Annotated in this window: 7 protein-coding genes and 1 pseudogene; 5 read left to right on the top strand and 3 right to left on the bottom strand. The window is 53.2% G+C overall.

Annotated elements, in window-relative coordinates:
• Positions 1–261 precede the first annotated feature (261 nt).
• Positions 262–1,341 (top strand): Gfo/Idh/MocA family oxidoreductase, encoded by a 1,080-nt coding sequence (locus GXX57_10060; protein ID HHV44990.1) that lies wholly within the window; start codon positions 262–264, stop codon positions 1,339–1,341.
• Positions 1,342–1,421: 80 nt separating this feature from the next.
• Here GXX57_10060 and GXX57_10055 read toward each other — a convergent pair whose 3' ends face one another.
• A complete protein-coding gene (locus GXX57_10055) occupies positions 1,422–2,624 on the bottom strand; it encodes a Gfo/Idh/MocA family oxidoreductase (protein ID HHV44989.1) in 1,203 nt (400 codons plus the stop codon).
• A 234-nt stretch (positions 2,625–2,858) separates the two neighbouring features.
• Here GXX57_10055 and GXX57_10050 point away from each other — a divergent pair, with 234 nt between their 5' ends.
• Genes GXX57_10050 through GXX57_10035 form a run of 4 tightly spaced genes read left to right on the top strand, consistent with a single transcriptional unit; the run spans position 2,859 to position 7,451 of the window.
• Complete coding sequence (locus GXX57_10050; protein HHV44988.1) at positions 2,859–4,577, top strand: phospho-sugar mutase; 1,719 nt, start codon at positions 2,859–2,861, stop codon at positions 4,575–4,577.
• A 25-nt stretch (positions 4,578–4,602) separates the two neighbouring features.
• The gene (locus tag GXX57_10045; GenBank protein ID HHV44987.1) at positions 4,603–5,883 is read left to right on the top strand and encodes an iron-containing alcohol dehydrogenase; all 1,281 of its coding nucleotides are present in this window, start codon (positions 4,603–4,605) and stop codon (positions 5,881–5,883) included.
• A gap of 11 nt (positions 5,884–5,894) precedes the next feature.
• Complete coding sequence (locus GXX57_10040) at positions 5,895–7,091, top strand: RtcB family protein (protein HHV44986.1); 1,197 nt, start codon at positions 5,895–5,897, stop codon at positions 7,089–7,091.
• A 12-nt stretch (positions 7,092–7,103) separates the two neighbouring features.
• Positions 7,104–7,451 carry a GIY-YIG nuclease family protein gene (locus GXX57_10035; GenBank protein ID HHV44985.1) on the top strand — a complete coding sequence of 116 codons (348 nt, stop codon included), beginning with the start codon at positions 7,104–7,106 and terminating at the stop codon, positions 7,449–7,451.
• Between the two features lie 115 nt (positions 7,452–7,566).
• Here GXX57_10035 and GXX57_10030 read toward each other — a convergent pair.
• A pseudogene (locus GXX57_10030) lies at positions 7,567–8,380 on the bottom strand (23S ribosomal RNA methyltransferase Erm).
• Between the two features lie 102 nt (positions 8,381–8,482).
• Positions 8,483–8,875, bottom strand: coding sequence for a ParB N-terminal domain-containing protein (locus tag GXX57_10025; GenBank protein ID HHV44984.1), 393 nt, complete (start codon positions 8,873–8,875; stop codon positions 8,483–8,485).
• Positions 8,876–9,108 lie beyond the last annotated feature (233 nt).

Genomic DNA, 9,108 nt, shown 5'->3' with positions numbered 1-9,108 from the left:
CACGGTGAGACTACTGCCAAAGGAGCTTGGCACGCCAGATGAAATATTGGAACGATATGGGATCGAACGGTCAACTTAGCACACGTTCTTTCTTTTTTTCCCTGGGCTTATGTCAAAACCCCAGTTTTTGATAGAAGGGGGAAGGATTTCGGTAAAGAGTAGCGAATCATTGTAAGTGAGTTTGGTAGAAGAGGTAATTGGTACCAGTTTTGGTACCGGTACCAAGTTAATAACACAAATGCCCGAGGAGGAACAGTGACTATGGATAAGTTGCGCGTAGGGATTGTCGGAGTTGGAGGCATCGCCAACGGCAAACACATGCCGGCATTGTCTAAGATTAAGGAAGTGGAAATGGTCGCTTTTTGTGACCTGATCGAAGAGCGGGCCCAGAAGGGTGCCAAGCAATATGGTACCCCCGATGCCCGGGTTTACACCGATTACCGGGTGATGCTGGAGAAGGAAAAGCTGGACGTGGTCCATATTTGTACCACCAACGATGCCCACAGTCCCATTACTGTGGCTGCTTTGGAGAGCGGCTGCCACGTCATGTGTGAGAAGCCCATGGCCATCAACACCCCTGAGGCCCAGGCCATGGTGGAAGCCGCAAAGCGGACCGGGAAGAAGCTTACCATCGGTTACCAGAATCGTTTCCGTCCCGATTCCCAGTACCTGAAGAAGATCTGTGACCGTGGCGACCTGGGTGACATATACTACGCCAAGGCCTTGGCCATTCGGCGGCGGGCTGTTCCCACCTGGGGTAGCTTCCTCTCCCTGGAGAAGCAGGGCGGTGGACCCTTGATCGACATTGGAACCCACGCCCTGGACCTGACCCTGTGGTGCGTGAACAACTATGAACCGCTCTATGCCGTGGGCAGTGTTTACCACAAGCTGAACAGCAAAGAGAACGCGGCCAACGCCTGGGGTCCCTGGGATCCGAAGGAGTTTACCGTAGAAGACTCTGCCTTCGGCTTCATCGTCTTCAAGAACGGGATGACCATCGTTTTGGAATCCAGCTGGGCCCTGAACACCCTGCATGTGGGCGAGGCCCGTTGCGTCCTCTGCGGTACCGAGGCTGGTGCGGACATGAGCGACGGCCTGCGGATCAACGGTGAGGAGTTCGGTCGGCTCTACACCAAGAAGCCTGAGTTCAACATCGGTGGTGTGGACTATTACGAAGGCACAGGCGCATCCCCTGGCGACATTGAGGCCAGAGTCTGGATCGATAGCATCCTCAACGACAAGGAGCCGGTGGTCAAGCCGGAACAGGCCTTTGTGGTGACCAAGATCCTCGATGCCATCTACGAGTCGGCGAGGACCGGCAAGCCGGTATACTTCGACTGATAGAGATTGACTTAGCTAACAAAAGGAAAGGGCTTAGATCTGATAGGGATCTAAGCCCTTTAGAATTTGCCCCAGAAATCTTAGCGCAACTGTGCTAGATAATCCTCCCAAATGAAAGCCTTCTCTGGCTTGTTCTTCCGCTCATCTGCCCGCAGTTCTTCCAGGAGTGCATCGAACTCTTCCTCTGGTACAGGGAATTTCACGGGCTTTTGCCTTACCATGCTGTAGAGCATAGCGTTGGCCAGCTCCACGGACTTGATGCCCTCAACACCGGGTGCAATGAGTTCTTCTTTACCCAAAATGGTGTTGACTACGTTCTGGGTGATGTACTGATGGCCGTGGGGGTTGTCTTCGATGGGGATTTCTTCCATGCTGACTTTCTTACTGTAGAAACCCTGGTTGCTGGTGTCGATGATGGACTGCACCGTCTCCTCCAGGGGCCAGAACATAAGCTTGTTGTCTTCAAAGACTAACTTACCCTTTTCCGCGGTGATCTCCAGGCGGTTTGTGCCAGGGAAGTCGGCGGTGGAGGTGATGAAGCTGGCGGTGGCCCCGTTGGACATCTTCATAAGAACTGAGATGTCATCCTCCACTGTGATATCGTGCCATTTGCCAAGGTAACCCAAAGCGTAAAGCTCCTCGGGCAAACCGAAGAACCACTGGAACAGGTCCAGGTTGTGAGGACACTGGTTCATGAGGACGCCACCACCTTCACCGTTCCAGTTACCCCGCCATTCCCCGGAGTTGTAATAGTGCTGGGTACGGAACCAGTCGGTGATAATCCAGTTGATGCGGCGCACTTCACCCAGGGTGCCGTTGTTGAGTAGTTCTTTGATCTTGATGAAACAAGGTTTGGTCCGTTGCTGGAACATGGCAGCAAAGACCACGTTGCTGGATTTGGCATAGGCTTCGTTAATCAGCCGGGCTTCCCGGGCAGTGATGGCCACAGGTTTTTCGCAGATCACGTGGATGCCCCGTTCAAAGGCGGCAATACACATCTCGGGGTGAAAAATGTGGGGAACCCCGATAATCACCGCGTCTACTAGGCCGCTGTCGAGCATCTCGATGTAATCCCGGAAACGCTCGATTTTACCCTTATGTTCTTTGGTGGTGGTGGTCACCGCATGATCAAAGTCAGCAGTATTCTTGTCCAGCGCTTCGAAACGTGCAGGGTCGATGTCGCAGACCGCGGTTAGCACCGCACCTTCCAGGTTGGGAAAATAACGGTAATGCAACTTGCCTATGTTTCCCAAGCCGACAAGACCAAAACGTACTTCTGTCATGGGGTCAGATGCCTCCTAGAAATAATTTGCCGTTTAGACTATTCTAGACCGAAGGGGTAATTCCTTCCCAACGGCGCTAATCGGAGAACTAGGGACGCGGGAGGATTGATGGGGAGCCATCAGGAAAGACTAGGGGTGACTTGTCCTTCCCTGAGGGATTGTGCGGTTGACTACAGATGGTTACAACAGATAATATTTAAGAAGAAATCCAGGAAATAGGTAAGGAGTTGCGCTATGAACCCTAGGGATAAATATATCTTGTGGCTGAACAGCCCGGTGGTTGATGAGGAGACTAAGAGGGAACTACGGGAAATTGAGGGGGATCCGGCCAGTATTGAAGAACGTTTCTGGACCGATTTGGAGTTCGGTACCGCGGGACTGCGCGGGATCCTGGGGGCCGGGACCAATCGGATGAACAAATATATGGTGCGCTGGGCTACCCAGGGCCTGGCTAATATAATTTGCAGAGCCGAAAAGAATCGACGGGTGGTCATTGCTTACGATACCCGCTATTGTTCCACCGAGTTTGCCTGGGAAGCGGCGGCCGTCTTGGTGGGTAATGGGGCAGAGGTGTGGGTGTTTCCCGAGCCGGTACCCACCCCCATGCTTTCCTATGCCGTAAGACATCTTGAAGCTAGCGCGGGGATCATGATTACCGCTAGCCATAACCCTCCGGAATACAATGGGTATAAGGTTTATGGACCCGATGGTTGTCAGCTGGTTTCCTCCCTGGCCCAAGCGGTCACGGAGGAACTGGAGAAAGTAGATGTTTTCCATGATGTGCGGCTAGCTGACCAAGAGGCAGTAAAGGCTCAGGTGAACACTGACTTGTCCCAGGTAATTGCCGATTACCTGGACGACACCCTCAGCCTCTGTTTTAATACCGAGCTTATACGAGACATGTCCCACGACTTCTCCGTGGTGTATTCGCCGCTCCACGGAACCGGCAGAAAGCTGGTCCCCACCGCTTTGGAGAGATTAGGGGTAAAGCAGCTCCATTTGGTGGAAGAGCAAATGAAGCCCGACCCAGCTTTTCCTACGGTGGAGAGTTCCAATCCCGAAGACCCAAAGGCCTTCAAACTGGGCTTAGAACTGGCCCGGAAACACGGTGCCACCTTAGTGGTGGCCACTGACCCTGACTGCGATCGGGTGGGGGTCTATGTTAGGCATCAAGATGACTATGTATTCTTGACGGGGAACCAGATCGGTGTGCTCCTTACAGACTATATCCTCGGTCAGCACAAGGCCCAGGGCACCCTTCCCTCCAACGGGGTGGTCATCAAAACGGTGGTAACCACAGAGCTTACCCGGGCGGTGGCAAAGGAGTATGGCGTGACTCTGGTGGATACGCTCACGGGTTTTAAGTATATTGGGGAACTAATGACCCAGTACGAACAGACCAAAGAACATACCTTCCTTTTTGGGTTTGAGGAAAGCCATGGTTATCTGGCGGGGAACTTCGTGCGGGACAAGGACGGGGTGGTGGCTAGTACCCTGATTGTGGAGATGGCTGGGTACTACCTGGCCCAGGGGATTTCCCTGGTGGAACGTCTCCGGCAGATCATGGACAAGCACGGCTATTACACCGAATCTCTCCATTCTCTGACGATGCCGGGGGTGGCCGGCCAACAGAACATCAAAAAGATCATGGAGTATCTGCGGAACGATTGTACCGACGAGATCTTGGGGATGTCGGTGGTGCGCCATGCGGACTTCCTTACTTCGGTACTGCGTACTCCCGAGGGTACCGCAACCATTTCATTGCCGAAGTCCGATGTGCTCCAGTTCCATCTGGCCAATGAAACCTCCATTACGGTGCGACCTTCGGGGACCGAACCGAAGATCAAACTCTATTTTGCCTCCAAAGGGGCCACCTTGGCCGAATCCCAAGCAAAATTAAAGGGGATCGAGGAGGATATGGTGAAGTTGATCAGTAGCATCACGGAATGTTAAGTACTTCCTTGGGAGGGGATAACATATGAATAGCAGGCATGAAGCAGCGCGCAAACTTCTTCGGGAGTTCAAGGGTGACAATTATGCCTTTGGGGCGGGAGCCTTAGAACAAGTGGGGAACTTTGCCCGGAGCTTAGGTCAACGGGTGTTGGTGATCGCTAACCCCTCAAGGTGGTTACAGCCTACGGTGACCCGGGTTACCGAGTTGTTACAGAACGCCGGCTGTGAAGTGGTCGGTACCGTGGCCGGTGCTCAGCCCAATGCACCAAAGGAAGACGTGTATCGTCTGGAAGGACAGATTCTCCATACAGCTCCCGATTGCCTGGTGGCCATTGGCGGAGGCAGTACCATCGATGCTGCCAAGGCGGCCAATGTCCTGGCCTCCTTGGGGTGCCACAGTGCTGACATTGAAGATTACTTTGGGACGGGTCTTGTTACCGCGGTGGCTCAGAAGATGAACCGGAAGCTTATACCCATGGTGGCGGTGCAGACCGCGGCCAGTTCCGGGGCCCATCTGACCAAGTACTCCAATGTTACGGATCCGGTAAATGGGCAAAAAAAGTTGATTGTGGACGATGCGATCGTGCCTCCAAAGGCGGTTTTTGACTATGAATTAACAGTGACCACGCCGAAGAATACCACTTTGGATGGGGCCTTCGATGGATTGGCCCATTGCCTAGAGGTGTTCTACGGAGCACCTGCGGACCGCTACGACAAGATCGCGGAGATCGCCCTGTTGGGGATTGAACTAATTGCCGAAGGAGTCATCCAGATGGCCGAGGACCGGTGGGATCCAGAGATTCGGGAGACCTTGGGTCTGGCCACAGATCTGGGCGGCTACGCCATTATGGTGGGCGGTACCAATGGTGGCCATCTTACCAGCTTTTCCTTGGTGGATGTCACTAGTCACGGCCGGGCCTGTGCTGTCATGAACCCCTACTATACGGTGTTCTTTGCTCCGAGTATCGAGCGGCAATTGAGTGCGGTGGCCGAGGTGTTAAAGAAGGTAGGACTCATTGAAGGGGATCTAACCGGTGTCCGGGGCCGGGAGTTGGGTGTAATGGTGGCCCATGGATTGGTGGCATTGAGCAAGAAGGTAGGTTTCCCCACCACCCTCCAGGAGCTTCCGGGCTTTACCGATGAGCACATTGCTCGGGCTTTGGAGGCAGCGAAGAATCCTCAGCTGGAGATGAAGCTGAAGAATATGCCTGTACCCCTGACCTCAGCGCAAGTGGATGAATACATGGGCCCCATCCTCGAAGCAGCCAAGACCGGTGATTTCAATATCATTAAGAACTTATCCTAGGGAGTTGCACCATGTTCGTTTTGCCGAAAGCTAAGGACCAAGCCCTAGATATCTACGTTTGGCTGGAAAACGAGGATCAGCTGGAAGACACCTGTCGACAGCAGGCGGTAAACCTGGCCAATCTACCTTGCGCAGTGTCCCATGTGGCCCTGCTGCCGGACACCCACACCGGCTATGGGATGCCCATTGGTGGGGTTGTTGCCTGCCGGGGAGCCATCATCCCCAATGCGGTGGGGGTGGACATCGGCTGCGGGGTGGCCTACGTGGAGACGGGGGTAATGTGGGAAAGGCAGGACAGGTCTTTGCTGGAGGATATTGTCCAGGATATCCTGCGGGCGGTGCCTACTGGTTTCAGCCACCACAAAAGACCCCAGAAGTGTGAGGCCTTAGACAAGTATAGGCCTACGGCCGACGATCCGAAGGAGCTTTTGGCGGAGATTGACCGGGGATACTACCAGGTGGGGACCTTAGGTTCCGGTAACCATTTCATTGAGCTCCAAAGGAATGTGGAAACCAATGAGTTGACCATCATGGTGCATAGCGGTTCCCGGAACTTCGGGTACAAAATCTGCAATTACTACGCAAGGCGGGCCAAGGCCCAGGGACAACCCTTACGGGACAAGGATCTGGCCTATTTCTCCGTGGAAAGTCCCGAAGGAAAAGGGTATTTACGTTGGATGAATCTCGCCTTGGATTTCGCCCGCGAGAACAGGAAAGTGATGTTGGAACGGGTCCAGGCCATCGTTGCGGACCAGCTGGAGAAACACTGGAAGGTCTCTCCCAAGTACCGCAATCAGATCAATGCTCATCACAACTATGCCTCCCTGGAGGAGTATCGGGGGGAAAAGCTGTGGATCCATCGGAAAGGGGCCATCTCCGCCCACAGGGACCAGTTGGGGATCATTCCCGGTGCCATGGGTTCCTACAGCTACATCGTGCGGGGCCTGGGTTCAGAGCTTTCCTTTCAGTCCTGCTCCCATGGGGCAGGACGGCGCCTGGGGCGCCGTGAGGCGATGCGCGCCTTTACCAAGGAGGAAGTCTTGGCAGACCTGGAACGGCAGGGTGTAGTCCTCGGGAAGGAGCGGTTGCGGGATGTGGCCGAAGAGCACCGCTTGGCTTACAAGGACATTGACGAGGTGATCAAACTGCAGTTGGACTTGATCGTACCCCTCAAGAAACTGGAATCCTTGGCCACCGTGAAAGGATAGAGGTGTCGATCATTGACCGATCGTCGTAAAGAGCTAAAAGAACAATACCGTCAGATGAAGCCGGAGATGGGTATCTTCTTGATCCGGTCTCGGCGGGAATCTGTTGGGTATTTGGAGGCCACCCAGAATTTGAAGAGTACCATCAACAGCACTGTGTTCAAGCTGAACTTTGGCAACCACCCCAACAAGAAGCTGCAGGAGCTTTGGAAAAAAGAGGGCGAGGCTGGCTTTACCATAGAAGTGTTGGAGACCCTACCCTATGACAAGGACGAGTCCAAAACCGATTACAGTGAAGAGCTGGCCATCCTCAGGACCATCTGGGAAGAGAAGCTTGCCAACGAAGACTTAACGTTGTGCTGAGGTTATCAGGATATAACGCGAAGCATCCCGCCTCATTCGTTTGTGCTAGGAATGCTTCGCGTTTTCCTAGTGCCCGGTAAAGGACCGGACAAGTCTTCTGATGGAAGCGGGCTTATCATGGACGAATAGGCTGCCTTAGTACATGCTGACCGTAGCACTTAAACAAGCAGAGACATTGGATATAGCGGACTTCTTCAGGGGGGATACCCCCGCCGCTGCCATGGCCTTTTGGAGTTGTGCGCGTAAGAATGCTTGCTGTAGAAATGTCTTTCCACTTTGCAAATCCCTCAATGATGAACTTCTTATAGGCTGTCCTTTGGCTGCCGGATAGATCCGGCCGGTTCCTTCGTTTAAGATGAAGCAACACTACATCTACATTGGGTGCGGGGTGGAAATCCTCGCGACGGAAGTAGTGGCGAATAGTGAGTTCATAGAATGGCTTTAACATCAATGAGCGCAGTGACTCGGTGGGTTGACCAAGGAAGCGCCTGGCTCTTCCTTTTCTGTCGTAAGCCAAGCATCCCAAGGTGGGTTCTTGGCTTCGGTGAGTTTGCGCACTATTGGAGTGGTTATGGAGAATGGAATATTCGTCACTACCTTGTAGGGCTTTGTCTCTGGCAGCTTCCATTGGAGGAAGTCGCCACGGACAGATGCAGATTTGGGGCGTTGGTGAACTTCTTCAGTTTTATATAAAGCCTCTGATCCAATTCAATCGCGGTGACCCGTGTGCAGTGTTCAAGTAGCACAGCGGTCAGATGGCCCTTTCCGGGTCCGATTTCCAAAACATGATCATAGGGGGCCAGGTCGGTGAGGCCTATTATTTTACGAATGGTTTTCGTGGAAGTCAAGTGAGGATAAGAGGTTGAGGGAATATATGGCTTCGGAGGAAGAACAGTCTTGGTATACAGTGATATCACCAAAACGCGCATCGCCGTATTTAGACTAACCCATGGGTCAGTTTGACTGATTCTGTATGTTGTCTTGTTATGGGTTTCTAAGAAAAATTAAAGAAGAATAGCGGAGGGGTGAGTTCAGGCCGGTTTTCCGGCCTGAACTTGACTGTGGGATCGGGCGGGAATCAGCTGGATAATATCGGCGTCCAGATATTCTTGGCCCAGTTTCTTCGCCGCGCCCACGCGATGGTGTCCATCGAGGACGAAATACTTGCCATCCAACTCATATACGCTGATCGCCTCGTTGAGCTCGCCTCGCTCCATCAACCGCGAGACCCTCCGAGACCGCTCCCTACTGAAGATACCTCTGAATTGGAAGTCTGCCTTCATATCCGCGGTACGACCAACCGTCCCTACGATCCTGTCAACTTCGACCGGATGCACGCCAAGTTCCCTGCGGTAGAGAATAGGGTACTTGGACCTTTCCTCTTCGAACGAAAGAACCTTGTTCTTACGACCAAACAGCAGCATCATGCTTGCCTCCTTTCTACTTAGAATGATGCGGGTCACAACTTATCCCGCGGGACAATTGCCTCCCCGCGTCTATATGATAGTATTAAACCGAGAAAAATGCAAGGGGAATCTGGCCAAATTGGAAAGCTTTCTTGGTTTGCTGGTGAGCAAGGGAGTTGTCGATGAAAGACACGAGGATTCCTTTGACTTTAACGGGAGGACTAAGCAGGATCTAGTCCAATGGTGTGTTT

It is taken from the genome of Bacillota bacterium (assembly GCA_012839765.1).
Taxonomy (GTDB): Bacteria; Bacillota; Limnochordia; order DUMW01; family DUMW01; genus DUMW01.
The sequence above is the reverse complement of the archived record's forward strand: the minus strand, read 5'-3'. Positions and strand labels throughout refer to the sequence as shown.